The 22,746-nt window shown below is 40.1% G+C and carries 18 protein-coding genes; 10 read left to right on the forward strand and 8 right to left on the reverse strand.

Translation table 11 applies throughout. From position 1 onward, the window contains the following. Window positions 1–114 precede the first annotated feature (114 nt). The 3 genes from H6G08_RS30440 to H6G08_RS30450 all read right to left on the reverse strand — a co-directional run bounded on the left by H6G08_RS30440 (window position 115) and on the right by H6G08_RS30450 (window position 2,769). Window positions 115–1,728 carry a hybrid sensor histidine kinase/response regulator gene (locus tag H6G08_RS30440; protein ID WP_190549959.1) on the reverse strand — a complete coding sequence of 538 codons (1,614 nt, stop codon included), beginning with the start codon at window positions 1,726–1,728 and terminating at the stop codon, window positions 115–117. Between the two features lie 61 nt (window positions 1,729–1,789). After that, the gene (locus tag H6G08_RS30445) at window positions 1,790–2,398 is read right to left on the reverse strand and encodes a chemotaxis protein CheC (RefSeq protein ID WP_199322798.1); all 609 of its coding nucleotides are present in this window, start codon (window positions 2,396–2,398) and stop codon (window positions 1,790–1,792) included. Then, window positions 2,395–2,769 carry a response regulator gene (locus H6G08_RS30450; RefSeq protein ID WP_190549961.1) on the reverse strand — a complete coding sequence of 125 codons (375 nt, stop codon included), beginning with the start codon at window positions 2,767–2,769 and terminating at the stop codon, window positions 2,395–2,397. Before H6G08_RS30450 ends, H6G08_RS30445 begins: the two co-directional genes overlap by 4 nt. Window positions 2,770–3,533: 764 nt before the next feature. Here H6G08_RS30450 and H6G08_RS30455 point away from each other — a divergent pair. The 3 genes from H6G08_RS30455 to H6G08_RS30465 all read left to right on the forward strand — a co-directional run bounded on the left by H6G08_RS30455 (window position 3,534) and on the right by H6G08_RS30465 (window position 7,556). Further along, complete coding sequence (locus H6G08_RS30455; RefSeq protein ID WP_190549962.1) at window positions 3,534–5,669, forward strand: chemotaxis protein CheA; 2,136 nt, start codon at window positions 3,534–3,536, stop codon at window positions 5,667–5,669. After that, window positions 5,659–6,132 (forward strand): chemotaxis protein CheW, encoded by a 474-nt coding sequence (locus tag H6G08_RS30460; RefSeq protein ID WP_190549964.1) that lies wholly within the window; start codon window positions 5,659–5,661, stop codon window positions 6,130–6,132. Before H6G08_RS30455 ends, H6G08_RS30460 begins: the two co-directional genes overlap by 11 nt. A gap of 128 nt (window positions 6,133–6,260) precedes the next feature. After that, a complete protein-coding gene (locus tag H6G08_RS30465; RefSeq protein ID WP_190549966.1) occupies window positions 6,261–7,556 on the forward strand; it encodes a methyl-accepting chemotaxis protein in 1,296 nt (431 codons plus the stop codon). A gap of 230 nt (window positions 7,557–7,786) precedes the next feature. On the opposite strand, the gene H6G08_RS30470 is transcribed toward H6G08_RS30465, so the two are convergent. From H6G08_RS30470 to H6G08_RS30480, 3 genes are all read right to left on the reverse strand, one after another. Beyond that, window positions 7,787–8,275, reverse strand: coding sequence for a TIGR00725 family protein (locus H6G08_RS30470; RefSeq protein WP_190549969.1), 489 nt, complete (start codon window positions 8,273–8,275; stop codon window positions 7,787–7,789). Window positions 8,276–8,352: 77 nt separating this feature from the next. Next, window positions 8,353–8,946, reverse strand: a complete 594-nt coding sequence (locus H6G08_RS30475; RefSeq protein WP_190549971.1) for a hypothetical protein — start codon at window positions 8,944–8,946, stop codon at window positions 8,353–8,355. 489 nt (window positions 8,947–9,435) lie between these two features. Beyond that, window positions 9,436–10,317 carry a 4-hydroxybenzoate solanesyltransferase gene (locus H6G08_RS30480; RefSeq protein ID WP_190549972.1) on the reverse strand — a complete coding sequence of 294 codons (882 nt, stop codon included), beginning with the start codon at window positions 10,315–10,317 and terminating at the stop codon, window positions 9,436–9,438. A 251-nt stretch (window positions 10,318–10,568) separates the two neighbouring features. Between H6G08_RS30480 and H6G08_RS30485 the strand changes: the two genes are divergently transcribed. The 7 genes from H6G08_RS30485 (at window position 10,569) to H6G08_RS30515 (ending at window position 19,160) form a co-directional block, all read left to right on the forward strand. Then, window positions 10,569–12,221: a Ppx/GppA phosphatase family protein gene (locus H6G08_RS30485; protein ID WP_190549974.1), complete on the forward strand. Its 1,653-nt coding sequence runs from the start codon at window positions 10,569–10,571 to the stop codon at window positions 12,219–12,221. A 125-nt stretch (window positions 12,222–12,346) separates the two neighbouring features. Then, the gene (locus tag H6G08_RS30490; RefSeq protein ID WP_190549983.1) at window positions 12,347–12,811 is read left to right on the forward strand and encodes an EVE domain-containing protein; all 465 of its coding nucleotides are present in this window, start codon (window positions 12,347–12,349) and stop codon (window positions 12,809–12,811) included. 649 nt (window positions 12,812–13,460) lie between these two features. Then, window positions 13,461–15,071 (forward strand): ribosomal protection-like ABC-F family protein, encoded by a 1,611-nt coding sequence (gene abc-f, locus H6G08_RS30495; RefSeq protein ID WP_242046339.1) that lies wholly within the window; start codon window positions 13,461–13,463, stop codon window positions 15,069–15,071. Between the two features lie 281 nt (window positions 15,072–15,352). Then, the gene (locus H6G08_RS30500; RefSeq protein WP_096642677.1) at window positions 15,353–15,679 is read left to right on the forward strand and encodes a DUF6825 family protein; all 327 of its coding nucleotides are present in this window, start codon (window positions 15,353–15,355) and stop codon (window positions 15,677–15,679) included. 178 nt (window positions 15,680–15,857) lie between these two features. After that, the gene (locus H6G08_RS30505; RefSeq protein WP_190549985.1) at window positions 15,858–17,543 is read left to right on the forward strand and encodes an ABC1 kinase family protein; all 1,686 of its coding nucleotides are present in this window, start codon (window positions 15,858–15,860) and stop codon (window positions 17,541–17,543) included. Between the two features lie 30 nt (window positions 17,544–17,573). Beyond that, window positions 17,574–18,302 (forward strand): Stp1/IreP family PP2C-type Ser/Thr phosphatase, encoded by a 729-nt coding sequence (locus H6G08_RS30510; RefSeq protein WP_190549987.1) that lies wholly within the window; start codon window positions 17,574–17,576, stop codon window positions 18,300–18,302. A gap of 660 nt (window positions 18,303–18,962) precedes the next feature. Further along, entirely contained in the window at window positions 18,963–19,160 is a 198-nt protein-coding gene (locus H6G08_RS30515) for an NblA/ycf18 family protein (protein WP_190549989.1), read from the forward strand. Between the two features lie 651 nt (window positions 19,161–19,811). Here the strand turns inward: H6G08_RS30515 and H6G08_RS30520 are convergent. Continuing rightward, on the reverse strand, window positions 19,812–21,383 hold the full coding sequence (locus tag H6G08_RS30520) for a serine/threonine protein kinase (RefSeq protein WP_190549991.1): 1,572 nt from the start codon (window positions 21,381–21,383) through the stop codon (window positions 19,812–19,814). Between the two features lie 238 nt (window positions 21,384–21,621). Continuing rightward, on the reverse strand, window positions 21,622–22,743 hold the full coding sequence (locus tag H6G08_RS30525) for a PIN domain-containing protein (RefSeq protein ID WP_190549993.1): 1,122 nt from the start codon (window positions 22,741–22,743) through the stop codon (window positions 21,622–21,624). Between the last annotated feature and the right edge of the window lie 3 nt (window positions 22,744–22,746).

Genomic DNA, 22,746 nt, shown 5'->3' on the forward strand with positions numbered 1-22,746 from the left:
TCCGCCCCTACCAAAATCTTAATTACGTATTAGAAGGCGGATTGGTATTACTCTGTCTTAATTTTGAATTTTGAATTTTGAATTTTGAATTCCGCCCTGCGGTACTAGCCCCTGTCAACGTTTAACAATTGCGGCGATCGCGGCTACTAATTTTGCGGGATCGGCTGGTTTGGCGATGTGCAGTTGAAATCCCGCCGCAAATACCTGTTGTTGGGTGGTTTCGGCGGCGTAGGCTGTCAGGGCGATCGCGGGAATTTCGCCGCCGCGATCGCTTGGTAAACTGCGGATTTTACGGATTAGGGCGTAGCCATCGACATCTGGCATACCTAAATCGCTTAATAATAAATCTGGTATGGATTGAGCGATCGCTTTTAGTGCTTCTTCGGCTGAGGCGGCGCTGGTAATCTTCGCACCATGCTGTTCTAATAAAAAGGCGAGAAATTCCCTGGTATCAACATCATCATCAACAATTAACACCTTAATTCCTTCTAAAGGTGCGTAAGGTACAGATAAGGTATAGGAATTTTCTGATAAATCGCTATCTCTATCGGCTAATTTCCGCGTTTTCGGTATTCCTGGAAGCGAAACTGTAAATGTCGCACCTTGATTTTCTCCGGGACTTTCTGCCCAAACTCTACCGCCATGTAATTCTACAAGTTGGCGGACAATTGCTAAACCTAATCCTAAACCCCCCGATCTGCGGGTAATTGTACTATCGGCTTGGCGAAAATATTCAAAGACGAATGGTAAAAAATCTGGACTAATACCTTTACCTGTATCTTTGACTTGAATTTCTACCTGAGAATTCACCTGTTGTAAATTGACTGCGACTTCTCCACCATTGGGGGTGAATTTAATGGCGTTAGACAGCAAATTCCAGATAACTTGTTGCAAACGGCTACTATCACCTTTAACTGGGGCAACTTGGCGATCTAAATTTAGCTGAATTTGAATTGATTTGGCTTCGGCGGCTAAACGTACTGTTTCTAAAGCGGATTCAATAGTTGTCGCTAAATTGACTGTTTCTAAATTTAGCCCTAATTTACCTCGGAGGATGCGCGAGATATCTAATAAATCATCAATTAATTGCGCTTGTAATTCGGCGTTGCGTTCAATAGTTTCCACAGCGCGTAAGGTAGCGGCTTCATTTAAGGTGCGTTTTTTGAGTAATTTTGCCCAACCTAAAATGGGGTTTAAAGGCGATCGCAATTCGTGAGAAACTATCGCCAAAAATTCATCTTTGATGCGGTTAGCGGCTTCGGCGGCTTCTTGCGATCGCTGGCGCGCTTCGGCTTCGGCTAAAGCTTGATCGCGCAGGTGTTTATATTCGTGAACGCGGAAGGTTAAATCAGTTACATCGTGAATGGAAAATAAAGCATAAAATTCATCCTCCTCAGCTCGTACGGCTGTAACTGTTGTGTGTTGAATGCGGTATTTTTCTTGGGGTAAAGGTACGGGAATAATAAATTTATGTAGTTGGGAAGAAAAAATTGTTGGGGGGCCACCTTGAAAAATTGGCTCAATGCGGCTGAGGTAACGCGGCTGATTTAGATGAGAATAATACTCGAGAATTGAATCGCCTAAAATGCGACTGCGGGGAATTTGTGTCCATTCTTCTAAACTACAATTCCAAAATAAAACACTGTAGTCTGACTGTAGAACAAAAGCTCCTAAAGTAATTTTATCGAGTAGGGCAAATTTTTCTTGAGCTTGTTCGATTTTGTTCATATTTCCATCAGACCACTGTGAATATTTTCCTAATTGGTATTTGGTTATCTTTTTTAATTTTTTAAATTTCCATTTCTTGATTAATAATATTAATCAAGGCATCAAAGGTATCTAACTCAAAGATTAAAATAATATCGCCAATTAATTCTAATTGTTCCACCGTAAATCTCGCTTGAGCTAGCAATATTTTTGATTCACTGACATTGGCAGATGCTAGTAAATTTTCGATTCTGTCTTCTAGATACACAGGTAACGTATAATTCATGTGCTGCTTCAGTACGTTACCAATCGAACCCATTACCCCATTAATCACAATATTGCCAATTTCACTTAATGTACCAATTTTGACCGCGTCTAAATCTGTTGAATCTGCTTCTTCTCCTGTTAACACTGCAACTAATGTAGAAGCGCTTTCTGTGGGAAAAATTAAGCCGGCTGTGCCATAAAAGGGGCCAGTGAAACCGAGTCTGACAGCTGCTAAACTATCCTCATGAAATCTCGCGGCTAATTCTTCATAAGCATCTGCAGCTGTCAATACTTTCACAAACGGAATTTCTAACCGAATGTGCGAATTTACCATTTCATTTAATAAACTTGCGGCTCGTCCAACTCCTATATTAATTAATTCTTGCAAAGCGTCCAGTTGTTCTGCTGTTACATTCACATTCATCTGTTGCTTGATTCCTTATTCACAACTTCCTGGACGGCTGCGCGTAATTCATTTTCTTTCGGCGGTTTATTAATAAAGTTAACTGCTCCTAACTCATAACTTTGATTGCGTGCGCCTTCTTGAATATCAGCTGATATAATAATGGTAGGAATTTTTAATTGTTCATTTTGCATAGCTTGTAAAAATTCAAACCCATTCATATCCGGCATTAAAATATCAGCTAAGACGCAATTTGGCTGATGTTTGTGTACCATGTCTAATCCTTCACGCCCATTACTAGCTTCGAGGATTTCATAGCCATCTACTTGCAGAAATTTGCGAATCATTCTGCGAGAAAAGGCTGCATCATCGATAATTAACACCAATGTCATCAGCTTTTACCCTTTTGATCTATCACTTGTCAACATCGCCCAATTAGGCTCTGCCTAAATTATTACGGAAAATTAGGCATTTCTCTAAAAATTTATTTTCTGATAATCTGCAGGTTATACTTAGCCTCAAGAATAATTAAGTTTACAAATAAACATAATTATTTTTTCATAAATTTATAGTTTTTTAACCTATTTATCGTAAATAAAAGGGTTTAAGACCCCTACGTCTATACGTAGTATCATTTTCAGTCGGGGTTTAAATCCCCGTCTGAAAATGTCTTTAATTTTGCGGAAAGTCTGAGCGGAGGTTTCCTCCGATCAGAACTTTCCAAGAGAGAATTTTGAATTTTGAATTTTGAATTGTTAATGGCTGTTTAATCTCCTTTTTTTAGCTTTTAGTAGCCTATATCAAATAGTTGTGGCAGTGAATGTTTAATTAGTTGCTGGTTCTTTGACAAACTCAGTTGCTCAAGATACATTTGCACACACTTGTTGGATATAATTTATGTAAATCTCAAGGCGATAGGATTTGAGCAAGCGATCGCTTCATCGTTTAAATTTGTAACATTGTCTATTTTGACACTAACCATTCTTCATGTCTTGATTTGAAAGCGAAAAGAACATTGTATATCTTTACTTTCGTTTTTAAGTGTAGCATTATATTTTCAGCATTTAGTCAGATAAACATCTCTCATTAGAGAGATATATATTGATTTTTGCGACTTATTAATATTAGAATAAAGAGTTTACAATTTAGCAATCCGATGGAGTTAGCCGAAATTGATGATGATATAGAAGCATTTCTCGTTGACAGCTACGAGAATTTAGATCGCATTGAACGAGACATTATTCAATTAGAGAAAGACGGGGGAAATGGCGAGGAATTAGTCAGAATTTATCGTTCGCTCCATACCATTAAAGGTAACTGTGGATTTTTACCGTTTCCGAAGTTAGAAGCATTGGCTCATAGCGCGGAAAGTTTGCTTTCGAGTCTGCGCGATCGCAATTTAGCAATTACTCCCCAAATCATCAGCACTTTACTGCAAACCATCGACAGTATCCGGGAAATGTTGTCTGTCATTGCAGCTACCAGACAAGAAAGCGATCGCGATTATACAGCACTGACGCAAACCTTAACAGCATTGCAACAGCCGCAACCAGATACAGTTACATCGCCATCAGCGCCAATTGGAGAGTCTGTAGAGTCATTAGATAGCGATATCGCCTCCGAATCTCATATCCGCGTTCATGTGGGATTGTTAGAGCGGGTAATGAACTTGGTAGGGGAACTGGTGTTAGCTCGCAACCAAGTGATGGGATTATCTGCCAAACTCAAAGACAATAGCTTAAATACAGCTTGTCAGCGCTTAAATTTAATTACAGGCGAGTTACAAGAACAAGTCATGAAAACTCGTCTCCAACCAATTAATAGTATTTGGCAAAAATTTCCGCGCTTAATTCGCGATTTAGCGATCGCATCTGGTAAACAAGTGGAAGTAGAAATGTTAGGGGTAGATACAGAAATCGATAAAAGTATGATAGCAGCCATTAAAGATCCCTTAACTCACTTAATCCGCAACTGTATCGATCATGGCATTGAATCACCAGCAGAACGTACTGCTCAAGGTAAACCCAGCCTCGCCAAAATATCTCTGCGCGCCTTTCATGAAAGCGGTAAAGTCAATATTGAAATTAGCGATGATGGGAGAGGAATTAATCTAGAAAGACTGAAACAACGCGCCCAACAGCTAGGGTTAATTACCGCTAATCAAGCTCAAACTATGAGCGATTCCCAAGCCATAGATTTAATTTTCTTACCCGGTTTCTCCACTAGCGAACAAGTTACCAGCTTGTCGGGAAGAGGGGTAGGAATGGATGTTGTCAAGACAAATATTGAAAAAATTAACGGGATTATTGAAATTGAGAGTCAGTCGGGAAAAGGCACCAAATTTAAAATTAAAATGCCTTTGACATTAACAATTATTCCTGCATTAATTGTTACTAGTAGTGGCGAGCGCTATGCAATTCCTCAAGTAAATTTACAAGAATTAATTCGTTTAGAAGTAGAATCAGCAACTCAGCAAATTGAGAGAATTTACGATGTACCTGTATATCGCTTGCGGGGAGATTTAATTCCTTTAGTTTATTTGCATCAAGTATTACAAACTCAAGAAAACAGCAGCAATTTAGAAACATTGAGTATTGTAATTTTGCAAGTAGATAACTATCGCTTTGGGTTAGTAGTAGACACCATCGAAGATATCCTCGATATAGTTGTCAAACCGCTAGGACAGCAACTAAATATGATATGTTTATTTGCTGGCGCTACAATTTTAGGTGATGGTAAAGTGGGATTAATTATTGATGTCGTCGGGTTAGCAAAACAAGCAGGTGTCAGCCAAAAACAGCAGCAATTAGTCAGTAAATCGGGTGGAGAGATTCCCGATGCAGAAAGCGATCGCCAAATGATCTTACTATTTACCGGGCCGGAAGCTGCACCGATGGGCATTCCCTTAACCAAAGCCTTGCGGTTAGAAAAAATTCCCGCCACGGCTGTAGAGAAAGTAGCAAATCAATATGTTTTTCGCCATCACAGCCAAATTTTACCCTTAATAGATTTACACAATATATTTAGCGATCGCCATCATCGAGAGTTAGAATTAACAACCGAAACATTAGAAATTGCCATTGTTGCGCCTCACCCAAATGTAACTGTCGGTTTAGTAGTTGATAGAATTGTTGACATTGTTGCCGAACCATTAACAATTACAGGTATTCCTAGCAGACCAGGCATACTTTTTTGTACAGTAATTCAAGGTAAAATTACAGAAATTATTGACATTGATGCAGTAATTCAAATTGCCAACCCCTATTTATTGTCAGCGAGTTATGGTAGCTGAACAACAACTTTGCACCTTTTTTATTCAGGAAATTTTATTTGGAATTAACGTACATGATGTCCAAGAAGTGATTCGTCCCCACACATTAACACCCGTACCTTTAGCACCGCCAGATATTTGTGGCTTAATTAACCTCAGAGGACAAATTTTAACTGTTATCGATTTACAGCAAAGATTAGATATGGGTAAATCGGCGATGGGTTTACCCGCTAAACTCATAGAAGATCCCCCAGGATTTTATATAGTTGTTTGTGTAGATGAGCAAATAGTTAGTTTATTAGTTGATGATGTTGGTGATGTTCTAACATTACCAGCAGAGACATTTCAACCTCCACCCGCCACGCTCACAGGAAGAATGCGTCAGTTGCTAGCAGGTGCTTACCCAATAGCCACAGGATTTTTGTTAGTTTTAGATACAGCCAAAGTGCTGAATTTTAATTTGAAAAACTCTTTTATTCACTAATTTTACAGGACTTACGCAAAATCATGAAAAAACGAACCACGAAGTACGCAAAGAACACGAAGTAAAGAGAGTTTGGGAGAGTTATTGCGTAAGTCCTATTTTATCCATAATTTTAGGAGTGCTAGATAATGGCGACAAATCGAACCAGAAAAAAACCCAATAATATAGATAACAATCCAGAGACAGGAGAAATTAATTATGGAACAACAGAACCCCAATTGCAACCATTACTAGCAGCCATGATAGCCGCCAAAAACGGTGATTTTACTGTGCGTCTCCCAGTAGAAAATAATGGCTTAGGTGAAATCGCCACAGTTTTTAATGAATGGGTAAATTTAAATCAAAACTTCGCCAATGAAGTTAACAGTTTCGCTAATGAAGTCGGTAAAGAAGGAAAATTAGGTGTAAAAATCAAGGTGAAAGCCGCAGCAGGTGCTTGGCAAGAATTATTAGATAATTTAAACCAAATGTCTGCTAACTTAGCCCAGCAAATTAAAAGTATTAACGAAGTTACCCTAGCAGTCGCCCAAGGAAATTTAGCCAAACAAATTAAAGCCCGCAACGCCGGCGAATTTCAACAACTCAGCGATAATGCTAATCAGATGATTAGTAGCTTGAAATCTTCCATCAAACAAATGGCTGATGTTGCGATCGCAGTTGCATCTTCTGCTGAAGAGCTTACCGCAGTTAGCCAAGAAATGAGCGCCAACGCCGAACAAACTGCAGAACAAGCCACCTCTGCATCCGCCTCAGCAGAACAAGTCAATCAAAATAGCAGTACAGTAGTAACTGCGGTGGAAGAAATGAACGCCAGCATCCGCGAAATTGCTAAAACCGTCGCCAATAGCGCCACCGTAGCCGCCAAAGCCGTAAAAACAGCCGAAAGCACCAACCAAAATATTGCAAAACTCGGTCAAAGCAGCGTAGAAATTGGTAAAGTCATTAAAGTAATTACTGCGATCGCGCAACAAACCAACCTCCTAGCTTTAAATGCTACCATCGAAGCCGCCAGAGCCGGAGACGCAGGCAGAGGATTTGCAGTCGTCGCCAATGAAGTCAAAGAACTCGCCAAACAAACCGCCAACGCTACCGAAGATATTAGCCAGCGCATTGAAGCCATTCAAACTGATACCAAAGGTGCTGTAACCGCCATCACTCAAATTACAGACATTATCAACCAAATCAACGATTTACAAAGCACCATCGCCAGCGCCGTAGAAGAACAATCAGTCACCACCAGCGAAATTGCCCGAAATATCGCCGAAGCCGCCCAAGGAACCTCAGGTATCGCCAAAAACATCGGCATAGTCGCCATCAATGCCCAAACCACAACCATTGGAGCCAATAACACCTCCCAAGCCGCCACAGAACTAGCTCGTATGGCTGTAGACTTGCAAAAAGTCGTCAATCAGTTTAAATATTAATGGTCATTTGTCATTTGTCATTTGTCATTTGTCATTTGTCATACCAATTAAAAAAAGAATGGATTGTAGGGGCATGGCAATGCCATGACCTCTAGAATATATTGATATGCCGCAAACATTATTTAAATTGGTGTCAGTTGTCAGTAGAGCATTGACTATTGTACAGACGCGATTCATCGCGTCTCTAACAATTGACTATTGACTATTGACTATTGACTATTGACTATTGACTATTTGACTAATGATTTAGCAATTGCGATCGCATCCACCGCACTCTCAACTATATACACATTATCCGGCGACAGCTTTTTAAAGAAGGCTTGGCTTTCTCTATCGTCAGTTAATAAAATTACAGGCTTATTTCCCTTGATAGCCAAAGCAATCTCCGAAGCCGTTCCCGCACCCATACCGCAAGCAATAACCACATTACTGGAGAGAACATTAATATTATTGCGTGCGCTTCCCATATCGGTGAAGATGGCAATATCTACATAGTTGGAAATGTTATTGCGATCGCATCCCGGAAGAATACCCAGCGTTAACCCATCTGCTGATTTTGCACCTTGATTGGCTGCATCCATCACTCCCGCATTTCGCCCGCCAGTCAATAAAATCCAGCCTTCTTGAGCAATTAAACAGCCTAATTCATAAGCATTCTGCAAATCTCGCGCTTTTGCTTGCTCTCCCGGCCCCATGACGCAAATAATTGTTTTGGTCATTAGTCATTTGTTATTGGTCATTAGTCATCGGTGAATATTTCCTATGCCCCATGCCCTATGCCCTATGCCCATATTTTTTACCACTGCTCACTCCAATAAACAATATCTGAGGTGGAACTATCAATAGCTACTCCATAGCTATAACCATGATTCCATTTAAAGCCAGGTTTACCCTTATCTTGGGCATCCAATACTAAGATTTCGTAGCTGGGGGGAAAAGAATCTGTTGATGTTTCGCTTGTATAAAAAAACGTCGTAGGTACTCCGTTTGGTTGGTTGGTATGGTCATTTGTATCACCGCCAATATATCGGTATTTAGCCACACCTTTATATTGCGACAGTAATTGTTTTACCTTGTCTGGCGACTCTTTCAACCTGACTTGAAAAAAACTCCCACCCTGTAAAAACCCTGGAGAATAAGCAATTTTTACATCTTTTGAATTATTAGGAATGGTAGCCGGAAAATGTTTGATTGGGTAGCTATAACCTATGAGTTCATTACGTATTGCTGCATAACGTGATGTATCGGTGACTATCTCCGGAAAATTAGAACTGCTAAAAGCTTTTCTGAGTAGAAAACTCCCTCCAACTACACCAAGGCTACCAAGGGAGAATAAAACTATCATGGCGATTTTTACAAAATGCGATCGCTTCGTCAGTGTCGGGTACATAAGACATTCATCGTTATATATCCAACTACTAAACTAAAGCCGTAGAATTTCGGATATCACTACCCAAACTTGATGAAATCTTTATCTATTTTCTGTAAAAACTTTGTGTATATGAAATTTCCATGAAGTTATTCACCGTAAATAGTAAAAATATCACCAGTAAAGCAATTAATAATTCGTAATTTCTAGTTATTAATTCGTAATTATTAAAGGCGCACAGGATATAAATTTAAATCTGCATTATTAAAAAATAATTTATGATTCATAAAATTTTGTCATGACATTTAATCATGAAAAATACCAATTTAAAATCGTAGGGGCGGGGTTTCCCCGCCCTTGCGAAGGTTTCCCCGCCTTGTGAGGATTTCAATATTACGTTTGAGACTGCAATAGAGTGAATGCACAAACCAAATATCAGCAAAAAAAAGGGTTGAGCAATGCTCAACCCGCAAATTTATTAGCTAATAATTACCAGTAGCACCTGGAAAATTAGAAACAGCCGGCAATCATCCCCGCAAGTAAAATAAAACCAATCCAAACATTTTGTCTGAACATTTCACCATAAACAGGGTTAGGTAAATCTGGCTGACTTAAACGTACTGATTGCCAAATCCAACCAATTGTGGCGATCGCGAGGGTAATCCAAAAGGTAATGTGTAAATGGATGACAATACCTAAATAACCTAGTAAAGCAATTGTGCCAGCAAAGAAGATACCAATGGCTAAAGGAGCGTAATTACCAAAAAACAAGGCGCTAGAATTAACCCCAATGCGTCGATCGTCTTCCTTGTCGCTCATGGCATAAACAGTATCAAATCCCAAAGTCCATAATACAGTTGCACCCCAAAGCAACCATGTAGGTTGAGAAATATTTTGGGTAACTGCACTCCAACTAATTAAGACCGCAAAACCCCAAGCAATAGATAATACTAATTGGGGTACGGGAAACACTCGTTTCGCCCCTGGATATAATAAAATTACTGGTACAGCCGCAGCAGATAACCAAAAAGTTAAGGGATTGAGGTAAAACGCCAGAACAGCCGCACAAGCTAGCGCTACTATCCCCACCGCAATCCCGACTTTAATTGACAGTGTACGGGCTGCTAGGGGGCGATCGCGCGTTCTTTCCACCTCTGGATCGATATCCCTATCCCACAAATCATTGACAACACATCCAGCTGCACTGGTGGCGAGAGTTCCTAAGATAATTACCCCCACCAAAGGTAGAGGTGGTTTACCTGCGGCTGCTAAAAACACAGCCCAAAGGGCAGGAATCATCAAAATTAACCGTCCTTCTGGTTTATGCCACCGCAAAAGCCGAATAATCACCAGCCATATCGGTTCTTGGTTGCTTAGGGGCGTTTTTAGCATAGAAGTGAAGAAGAAATAAAGAAATTGCCTACAGTCGATGAATTTACACATCTTTACATCTATAGAATATCTTTATTTGCTATTTGTAAAAACACAACCTAAACTTGCATCTTTAGATACTTCTAAAAGGTCAATTGAGTTGTGAGTAACAGAGTAAATCTTCTGAACTTAGGTAAAGTTGCTAACCAAGTAACTTTTATTTTCCTCAAGCACCAGTTTTTAAAATTTTTCTTTAAAAGAGAGAAAATAAGATGCTCAGTTTAGTTTCCGCTAACTGTGTGAGCCTTCCGACTCAGACTGTGAAGCAAAACCGGATTATTGCGGCTATTGACTTAGGGACAAATTCTCTGCACATGGTAGTAGTCAAAATTGACGCTACACTACCGGCTTTTAGTATTATTGCCAGAGAAAAAGAAACGGTGAGATTAGGCGATCGCAATTTAGTCACCGGCGATCTCAAACCAGAGATCATAGAAAAAGCGATCGCGGCTTTAGGACGGTTTCAGAAAGTTGCTAAAACCTTTAACGCCGAAACTATAGTAGCTGTAGCTACTAGCGCCGTCCGCGAAGCGCCCAATGGTAAAGACTTTCTCCAGAAAATCGCAGTTGATTTAGGTTTAAGCGTTGACTTAATTTCTGGACAAGAAGAAGCGCGACGCATCTACCTGGGTGTACTGTCGGGGATGGAATTTCACAACCAACCGCACATGATTGTTGATATTGGCGGTGGTTCCACAGAATTAATTTTAGGGGATAGCAACGAACCCCGCACCCTCACCAGCACAAAAATCGGTGCAGTGCGCTTAACTACCGAGTTAATTAAAACCGATCCTATCAGTAACACAGAGTTTCAGTACCTCCAAGCTTATGCTAGGGGAATGCTAGAACGTTCCGTAGAAGAAGTATTAGCAAACCTCAAATTTGGCGAAACACCGCGTTTAGTTGGTACATCCGGAACCATTGAAACCTTAGCCCTAATTAATGCTAGAGAAAAATTAGGTTTTGTTCCTTCCACACTCAACGGTTACCAATTAACCCTCAAAGATTTACGAGATTGGGTAAACCGCTTGCGGAGACTAAGTAACATCGAACGCAGTGTGATACCAGGTATGCCAGAGAAACGGTCAGAAGTTATACTAGCTGGCGCAGTAATATTACAGGAAGCTATGACGCTTTTGGGTGTAGAATCAGTGACAATTTGCGAACGGGCGCTGCGTGAAGGTGTAATTGTAGACTGGATGCTAGCCCACGGTTTAATTGAAGATAAACTGCGGTTTCAAAGTTCAGTTCGCCAGAGAAGTGTACTCAAACAAGCAAATAAATACCAAATTAATTTAGAACATTGCGATCGCATCGCCAAATTCGCCCTCAGTATATTTGACCAAACGCAAAATAAATTACATTTCTGGGGTACAGAAGAACGACAATTACTATGGGCAGCAGCAATTTTACATAATTGCGGTCACTATGTTAGCCATTCATCTCACCATAAACACTCTTACTATCTAATTCGTAATAGTGAATTACTCGGTTATACTGAAACCGAAATTGAAATCATCGCTAATTTAGCTAGATATCATCGCAAATCTCCACCCAAGAAAAAGCACGAAAATTTCCGCAACCTCCTGACTAAACAACAACGTCAAATCGTTAGCCAATTGAGTGCAATATTACGATTAGCAGTAGCTCTCGACCGAAGACAAATTGGCGCAATTCAACGTATACAGTGCGAATATTATCCCCATATTCAGGAAGTACAATTGCGTATTTTCCCCGCTCATCCTGACGATGATTGTGCCTTAGAACTCTGGAGCTTAGATTACAAAAAGCCTGTATTTGATGCAGAATTTAATGTCAAATTAATTACCATTTTAGAGCCTTTTGCAGTTGCCGTTAGCTCATAGATTAGTCAGTTGATATTAACAGCAAAATGTGAATTTTATCAAAGAGTGCGTTAACCAGATTAATGCACTCTCTTTAGCGTATATTACAATAATCCTCCATAGACCAAGTAAAGACCATAAAATCGATGAATTATTGGCTAATGAAGTCCGAACCAGAAGTTTATAGCATCAGCGATCTAGAAAAACAAACAGAGACTATCTGGGATGGCGTTCGTAATTATCAAGCGCGTAACTTTCTCCGTCAAATGAAAATAGGAGATTTAGCATTTTTCTATCATTCAAATAGTAATCCGCCAGGTATTTTTGGGTTAATGCGTATTAGTAAAACAGATATTGCCGATCCGACACAGTTTGAACCAACCAGCAAATACTATGACTCAAAGTCAACCCCTGAATCTCCTCGATGGCAAACAGTTAATGTAGAATTTGTAGAAAGTTTCATCCAGCCGATATCTCTAGCAATCCTGAAAGAAAAGTTTACGCCTGAAGAATTACTTTTAGTCAGAAACGGAAATCGCTTATCAGTAATGCCGGTTCCAGAAGAAGTAGCTCAAAAAATTTTAGCAATCAAATACCCGACTTCTGCATAAAATCGGGTATCTGGTAGCGCAGCAAAATTCAGATTATCGTTGATTGTAGGGGCACTGGCACTGCCATGCCCCAAAGCGCGTACTATTTAAACGCAAAGGAACGCGGAGGTTAGCGCAAAGTTTCGCAGAGTATTTCCCAAGCCAATTTGCTATGAATTCATGAAATTGTGTACTAAGTTGAGAATCATCTTGAGTATTTTTCAGGAAATGTGTTATTGTCAGATGTAGATAAAGTTAAATCTAAAAACGCCTCAATTAATCTAGCTGACATGAAGTAGTAACAAAAAGTGTTGCCGAAACGCAACCTTGCCAAAACATTCATCAAGAAATTAGCAAGTTAGCCCAATATCAGAGTGTTGGCTGTTATGCTTTCTTGCTCTCTACAAATTTTTTTGCACCAAATTAGGCATGTCAATCCAGTAGGGTGTGTTATCACGTAGACATGTAGTGGCTTCCCAAAGGGTAGTGTAACGCACCTTATTCTCAGCTTTAAGTATAATAAAAACCAATGATTTAACAAAACTCAGCAAAACTTTGTTTATTTTATCTGGGGATAGCTGATAATTTTCCCGTGTGTTATCAGCAGTTTTATATCCCTAGTATTTCATTGTGCATTGGATTAAATATCAAATTACTAAAATTTCAATTTATGATGCATAAAAATTCAATTTTATTCGCTGAGAATGTTGGTTATAAACTCGGCTTAGATAGAACTCTATTTCAGGGAGTTCATCTCAATATCTGCATGGGAGAACAGATTGCTTTAGTCGGTTGTAATGGTGTAGGTAAATCCACTTTGTTGAAGATACTTGCAGGACAAATCATTCCTCATCAAGGTTCAGTTTCGCGTCATGGTGTTGTTTATTATTTACCTCAAATTAGTACAATCAAACAATCTATTAATGCAGAGACAGTACTCGATTTTTTGAGTTCTACTTCAGATGAATGGTGGAATATTGAGGAAATTTTACAGACGCAATTTCAGACTAACCTCGATTTATCTTTACCCATAAATCAATTAAGTGGAGGCGAACTGACAAAACTATTTGTCGCGATTGGTTTAGCGCAAGAACCAAATTTACTCTTACTTGATGAACCAACAAACCACATGGATTTGTTAGCGCTAGAAAGTTTAAGTCTGTTTCTGCAAAATTTCGTTGGTGCTTATGTCATCGTCTCCCACAAGCCATTTTTCTTGGATCGGGTGACAAATATTACCTGGGAACTTACGCCTGAGGGTGTAAAGGTATATGGGGGTAATTATTCTGCATATCGCCAGCAAAAACAGATAGAGTTAGAAGCAGCAGTGCGATCGCATGAAGTAGCCAGAAAAGAACTCAAGCGCACTCAAACCACAGCGATGCAAGAACAGCAACGCGCCGCTCAATCCCAGCGCAGTGGGCGTGATAAATTCCTTAATGGTAGTATTGACCGCATGTCAGCAGGCTTGATTAAAACTAAAGCCGAAGCTTCAGCAGGGAATGCGAAAAAGAAACATGAAATAGCTGTAGCAAAAGCAACTGACAAAGTATTAGAAACTAAAGTAAAAACCACGAAAGCAACCAGCATCCAATTAGCCGAAAAAGGTCAAAAGCGGCGTAATTTAATTGATATTCAAAATGCAAATCTTTGGGTATCAGAAAGGCTACTACTACAAAATATACAACTGCATGTGACATCAGGCGATCGCATTGCCATTGTGGGCGCGAATGGTTCAGGTAAATCGACTCTCGCCAAAGCCATCTTAGGAATGAAACCGCAAACAGCAATTTTAGATTCTGGTGAGATTTTACTCGCACCAGCCATGAAAGCTGTCTACCTCGACCAAACCTATGAAATCGTCAACCGCCAGCAGACGATTCTGGAAAATATGCAAGCTGCAAATCCTAGCCTCACCTATCAATTGCTGCGTCAACAGCTAGGACACTTTCTATTTAAATATGATGAAGTTCACAAAAGCGCATCTGTATTGAGTGGCGGTGAATTAGCCAGATTAGCGATCGCCATTATTAGTATCTGTGAAATCGACCTGTTAATTCTCGATGAACCCACCAATAACTTGGATATTCAAACCGTTGACCAAATGGTCACAGGTATCAATAATTACCAAGGTGCCCTTTGGGTAATTTCCCACGATCTAGATTTCCTCAGCCGCATCAACATTACTCAAAGTTTCAAGTTGAGCAACCAAGCATTGCAAATGACAAATTATTTACCCAGGAACCCAGAACCTTATTATCAAGAATTACTGACGCTGTAGTGAGGACTTCAGTCCTGATTTTGAGGACTAAAGTCCTCACTACGAATCAACAAATTTAATTGTTGCTAAAAATAGCACTTTAGAAATTACAAACACCTATCTTCCTTGTCCTTCTTGTCCTCCTTGTCCTCCTTGTCCCCCTTGTCCCCTTCCCTCATCCCCATATCAAATAGGATTGCTATCAACCTAAAACCACCCAGCCAATTTATATCTCCACAGTAGAAGCCGCAAAGCATTGGAGCAAGTTATAATTCTCTTGCGGACAGACGTAACAAAAATTTATGAGTAACCCAATTTTGCAAGCCTTTTTTGTTGGTAGAGCTGTAGCTGAAGTAGTCAACGAACGCTTAGAAGTCGCTTTGACAGATGCTTTAAGCGAACTGGGCAAATTTGACGCCGAAGCTAGAGAACAGTTACGCCAGTTTACAGATGAAGTTATCGAAAGAGCAAATCGAGCTGCCGAGGCTGCTGGTACTGGTCAAACTACCACAGTACGGGGCCCCAGTGGATCTGAGTCTGTAGACTTGCAAGCAATGATTGATGAACTACGGGCAGAAATCGCCTTATTACGTACCGAATTGCAAAAGTATCGTAGTACTTCAGTCTAAGAGTTGAGTAAAATCCGCTAGGAAGCATATTTAGTCATTGGTCATTGGTCATTGGTCATTCGTCAAGATTTATGTACAAATGACACAAGACGAATGACATTCGATCGCAAACAGTTTAGGAATCAGAGTGTCTTTTCTTCCAAGTGATTCGGCTAAAAACCAACGGTACGCAAACAATATGGAAAAAGGTTATTCGGACAAGGCATACCGTTGGAATCGGGAAAATTATTCTAGTAGACGGCGCTTTGTAGATATTTGGTCTTTCGTTTTGACCTTAATGTTCAAGCTTTGGCGTTATAACAAAGCTTGGAGTTATCCTGGCGGTATAACTGAGGCTAAACAAGCTGCAAGGCGGAAAGCACAAGCTATCTGGATTCGCAATACCTTACTCGACTTAGGGCCTACCTTTATTAAAGTCGGGCAGTTATTTTCTACTCGTGCTGATATATTTCCGGTTGAGTATGTAGAAGAACTGGCAAAGTTACAAGATAGAGTCCCGGCTTTTAGCTATGAACAAGTAGAAAAAACTATTGAGCAAGAATTAGGTAAGAAAATTCCGGAACTTTTCCAGAATTTTGACCCAATTCCTCTAGCGGCTGCGAGTTTGGGACAAGTCCACAAAGCTGTGCTGTATAGTGGCGAAGCTGTAGTTGTCAAAGTACAGCGTCCGGGACTAAAAAAATTATTTGAAATAGATTTACAAATTCTTAAGGGAATCGCCCGTTATTTCCAAAACCATCCCAAATGGGGGAAGGGAAGAGATTGGATTGGCATTTACGAAGAATGTTGTCGGATTCTTTGGGAAGAAATTGATTACTTAAATGAAGGACGTAACGCCGATACATTTCGGCGGAACTTTCGCGGCCATGATTGGGTGAAAGTACCGAGAGTATATTGGCGTTACGCTTCATCGCGAGTACTGACATTAGAATACGTCCCTGGTATTAAAATTAGCCAATACGAAGCATTAGAAGCTGCGGGTTTAGATCGCAAGCTCATCGCTCGTTATGGTGCCCAAGCTTACTTAATTCAACTCCTAAATAATGGCTTTTTCCACGCCGATCCCCACCCCGGAAATATTGCTGTCGGCCCTAATGGCGATTTGATATTTTACGATTTCGGGATGATGGGGCGGATTAAATCGAACGTCCGGGAAGGCTTGATGCAAACGCTGTTTGGGATCGCCCAAAAAGATGGCGATCGCGTAGTCCAATCCCTGATCGATTTAGGCGCGATCGCTCCCGTCGATGACATGGGGCCCGTGCGGCGTTCTGTTCAGTACATGCTGGACAATTTCATGGATAAGCCCTTTGAAAATCAATCAGTGGCCGCCATCAGTGACGACCTGTACGAAATAGCGTATAATCAACCATTTAGATTTCCCGCAACCTTCACTTTTGTGATGCGAGCTTTTTCCACTCTTGAGGGAGTCGGCAAAGGCTTAGATCCAGAATTTAATTTTATGGAAGTTGCCAAACCCTATGCAATGCAGCTAATGACCAATATGAATGGTGCTGAAAGCAATAGCTTCCTCAATGAATTAAGTCGCCAAGCAGTACAAGTAAGTACTACTGCTTTTGGGCTACCACGGAGATTAGAAGACACGCTAGAAAAATTAGAGCGGGGCGATATGCGGATGCGCGTCCGTTCTCTAGAAACAGAACGTTTACTGAGACGGCAAAGCAATATACAAATTGGTATCAGCTATGCTTTACTAATCAGTGGATTTACGCTTTCAGCCACAATTTTATTGGTGAATAAATTTGTCTGGTTAGCTGTTTTCGCTGGTTTAATCGCCGCCGCGATCGCCTTTTTACTCATCCGCTTACTTTTACGTCTTGAACGTTCTGACCGTATGTATTAATCTTGCCAGTATAAATCGCAGTATAAATTTATGGAACTTAACTTCGCGGGTCTTAGCGATCCCGGACTTATTCGATCTAATAACCAGGATGCTTACTATATTGACCCAGAGAAGCGATTTTGCATCGTTGCTGATGGTATGGGTGGACATGCTGGCGGAGAGGAAGCTAGCCGGATTGCAACTGAGGAAATTCAAGCCTATTTAACAGCTAATTGGGAATCTTCCCAATCTTCTCAGGAATTACTAGTCCAAGCTTTATGGCAAGCTAATGAAGCGATTTTGCAAGATCAGCAAAATCACCCCGAACGTGCTGACATGGGTACAACGGTAGTCGTGCTGATTTTTCGCGAACCTGAGAGTCCCTGGTGCGCCCATGTGGGTGACTCCCGCCTTTATCGCCTACGGGGAGAAGAATTAGAACAAATCACCGAAGACCATACCTGGGTCGCCAGAGCCATTAAACTGGGTGATATTACCTTTGAAGAAGCCAGAAATCATCCCTTCCGTCATGTTTTATCGCGCTGTTTGGGACGAGAAGACTTACATCAAGTCGATGTTCAGTCTTTAGATGTGAAAATAGGCGATCGCTTACTTTTATGTAGTGACGGTTTAACAGAAGAACTCATCGAGCCAAAAATCGCTGACTGTCTTCAAGACTCCATGTTAGAAAAAGCCGCCGAATCTCTAGTTGAGGCTGCTAAAGCCCACGGTGGGCATGATAACATCACAGTCGCCCTCGTCGCTGTTGCTGAGAATTAACAGGGGCTAGGGGCTAGGGGCTAACTTGGAAATAGTGTTGACTATTGACTGTTGACTATTGACTATTGACTATTGACTTGATGTCTCCCCTCGTTAAAAAATACCTTGAGCGATCGCAAAATATCTATACTCAGACTACTTTTTAGTAAATATACTCAGCAATTTGTTCAATCTGAGCATTTTTTCAATTGACAACTTGATAGAAATATTGCTAGCCTCCTATTTACCCGCAGGAGGCTAGTTTTATCTATTTTGTTAGATTGACTTATTGCGGTTAATGAGGTATAGAGAATATAATAATTTACCCACTTATTTGAGCATCTCTTCTTAAGAAAATCTTAAAGGAGATGGCAAACGGAAACCAGGCCTCAACCCTCCTGGTTTAGCCAAACAAGCAAATTAACGAAATCTGTCTTGGCGGACAGACTTCAGTTGTATGTCAGTAGAGTTAGCGGTCAACTAACCCAACTGAAAAATAACCCATAAGTAAGTAGGGAAAATTAATCCATAAGGATGTAGTCAAATTCGTCAAACTATTGTTATCTTTCTTAATAACAGAGGAACAAAGGTTGAACGAATAGCAATCCCAATACTATCCTTTGACACCTCATTCACCCGCACCAAGATAACCTTTACACGTTGTTTTTTCTGGAGTTAACTATGAACGGACCAATTGAACTGTCCTTGGAGCAACAATTTAGCATTCGCTCCTTCGCTACTCAAGTACAGCACATGAGCCATGACCAAGCCAAAGACTTTTTAGTCAAGCTATATGAGCAAATGGTCGTGCGCGAAGCAACTTATCAAGAACTACTTAAGCACCAATGGGGCTTAGATTCCGGCTCCACTTGGGCATAGATTTCTTCTATTGTCGCAGTGGGCGACCTCCTTCTCTTGCTCGGTTCCAAGGAGGAAAGGAGCTGGGGATGCTGGGGCGTCAACTTCGATAGGCACTTCCCTAAAACTGACAACAAATCAAACAACCAAATAATCTATTGCTTCATAGCCATGAGGCTAAATTCGCAGTGCGCATTTAAAACTGACCATTTACCCTAGCAAACAAATGACTGTTAACTATCTGAATAGTCATGTATATGCACAATCAATGAGGCTACTGTACTCTGTACAGAGTAATTCTTGTAGAAGTTTCAACTGTCGCAGCTTCTATAAGTCTTACCGTTGCTAATTATATTTTTTATAAATACAACTTACAACTAGATATAGATCTTTATTAATAAAACTTAACTTTATTGCCGTAACTACTCTTAAGAATCCATAAGTAATGTAAACTTCGACTTAATCTAGACAGATCAGCGTAACGGTAAACCATTCACTGAGAATTAATTGTATTAATATTTACTCAATCTGTCATGTAAGTAAGTAGGCGATCGCACATCATTATATTACGAAAATAAACAAGCCTTGAAACCCTTACCAATGACAAATGACCAATGACAAATGACAAATGACCAATGACAACCCTAACTAGTTATCTTTAATTGCGCCAACTTACCCAGAAAGGTCAAACTGAGAATTAGTATTCACACTTTCCAATTTGGCTAAAATCTTGGGTTTAATTTTTTCATACTCGCGCTTAAGCAAACCTTTACTCATTTGGGGTTCAGCCGCAGAAACGAGAATTTGGCTATTTTTTGCCCATTCTTGTAATTTTTCGCATTGAGCAGGGGCAATAGTAGAAGTTAAAACATGAGAACAGCTAGTAGGTGTTTCTCGAGAAAATAGTAACAGACGATATTGACCGGTTTTTCCTAAGAGATTGGTGATTTCTTGACCGAAACTGGTTTTAAGATCTAAGTAGTAAGGTAACCATTTAGGGCCATATTTACGGTTATAGATGACAGTAATCCACAACAGCATAGGGTGAGGAATAGGAATAAACATAAATTGGTTATAGCGTTTACAGACTAAGCGCTTTTCAATTTCCTCTTGGGGTAGCATAATCCACAGAGATGGTAAAGTTCCCGCATTGGTAGTGATGATTTGGGGAAAAACAATATCCGCAATGGGTTTACTAGCAGGCCAAGTATAGCTAGTAGTGATTTTTGCCTGGGAATCAGATGGTTTTGAATCTAACTGTGGCTTTAGTGCTAACTCAGCTTTAACAGCGCGATCGCTATTTTGCTCGGGATTGACTACATTCTTTTCTGATACAACTAAACGTGTGTGTAAATGTTGTTCTATATCAGCTAAAGTAGTGAGGATTTCACCGATATTTTGGGGGCGATCGCCTGAGTCTTTCGCAAGACAATTCAGCACTAAATTTTCTAATTGCTTAGGTATTACCAAATTAGGCGCAGCTTCAGCAAGAGGAGTTGGCGCTTGATAGCGATGTAATTTATACCAGGCTCCAAAAGAAGAAGTCGCCGGAATTAATGGCATTGTCCCTGTCAGCATCTCATACATCATCACGCCCAGACTATAAATATCAGAGCGGTTGTCTAGTTCTTTACCCTCCATTTGTTCTGGCGAAGAATAAGCAAGAGTACCGAGATAATAGTTAGTTACATTACCATCTGATTGAAGTAACTTCGCAATCCCAAAATCGAGAACCTTGACTAATTCGCCAAAGCTGGGATCTTGAATTACCAGCATATTGCTCGGCTTGATATCGCGATGAATAATTGGGTAAACTGAGCCATCAACATCAACAGGGATACCATTATGGGCACACTGTAACCCTAAGCAAATTTGCCGTACCATACTCAAAAATCTAGGTACAGTCAAATTTTGCAAGCGAATAATTTGACTCAAACTTTGCCCTTGCAAATATTCCATGACGTAGAAGGGCGTATTCTTTTCATCAACACCATAGTCCATCACTCTGACAATGTGAATGCTTTTTTGTCCAAGTAAGGCGCAGGTTTTAGCTTCACGCTCAAAACGTTCTTGCAAGCGCATTTTTTCATTCTGGATGGACAACGCCAGAAATTTCACTGCTACCGGTACTCCTCCCAACAACACATCCTTAGCACGGTAAACTCGGCCCATTGCGCCGGTACCGATTAATTCTTGAAGCTGGTAGCGTTTGCTAAGTAAGCGACCAATGTTGGGATCTGACATAGAAATTTTGGTATAAGTTGAAACAGTATAACTTCCAATTCCCAATTGGTGTAGTTATGTTAATGATGCCCAGTTTTATGAAGAATATATCTAAATTACCAGTAAAAAATTCTTCTTAATCTGTGGTTCAATATGCTACCTAAAGTACTGTCTGATGGTACTTTAGGCGCTGAGATCATGTTTTTCCTATCTACACCTATATAGGTGTACTCTGTTTGTTAGACAAACTATAGGTATATTATCTTTTTAACTTGTTCAGGGATTTTGTCATACTTTTATAATCGCTATAACTTGAGGGAATTTCTCCCAGCATTTTTACTGCTTCTGCTTTTTGTCCTGATGAAGCTAGGACTTCAATAGCATACTTATGCTTAAGTCTACTTAGGCGCTGTTCTCCTTCTTTATCTAAGCGCAATCCTTGTTGATTTTTGAGACTTTGCAGTTCATTTAAAGCCTGTCTCAAAATCGATGGTTCTTTAGTACTTTGAAATTGAATAATCGATGATTCAGCTTGAGAAATCAGGTTAGCCGGGGTTGGTTCCACAGGTTTACTGTCAGTAACAGCTTGCGCAACGATGGTTCCTGAATTATTGCCTATAAAGTTGTTAATTGCTGGCAGTGCAATTATCGCAGCACAAGCAGCAGCGACAGCAATAATCAGAGGATTTAAACCCGGTTTTTTTGTTGGTTTGGATGTATGTTGAGGACTTTGATTTTTATGCCATGATTGGCTATTACCTTTGAGCTTTGGTTTATTTTTTTTGTTATGGGGTTGAAGATTGGGTTTAGGAAAATCATTTGCTGATTTATGATTATTACTATTAGCAGGCTGTAACCGTTTCATTCTTTGGTAAGCATCGTCAACAGCTTGTGGTACTTTACCTCGGTAATAATCGAGAAAAAACCAATCTGATAAGTCTTTGGCTGCTAGAGTGCAGAAATTTGGTAAGCCAGATTGTCCAGTTAAACCTTTCATCGTCCGATCGTAGGTAACTAGGATAACTACACTATTGGGATTTTCTCTAGCTAAACGATGAGCGCAAGCGAGAATTTGTCTATCTTTCTCGTTATCTAGGGGAATTTGACGATTATCTTCCTTTGGTTGAATTTTGTAGCGACTACCTTTACCAACAAACTCCAAAAATTCTTTGGCTGATTCAAAATCTGAATTTTTTCTATCTTGAGATATGCGACTAATTTCGGCGTAGGTAGCTCCAGGTATATAACATTCTCCCAGTTGTTCGTTATTTCTCCAGACTTGGAGTCTCTTGGATTTATCTGCACTCAATAAAGCTAGAGTATCAAATACTAATAAATGGGGATAGGCAAATTCTGGTTTTTTAATTGGATAGTCGCTCATAGA

Origin of the sequence: Calothrix anomala FACHB-343, assembly GCF_014696435.1 — a bacterium.
Classification (GTDB): domain Bacteria; phylum Cyanobacteriota; class Cyanobacteriia; order Cyanobacteriales; family Nostocaceae; genus Aulosira; species Aulosira anomala_A.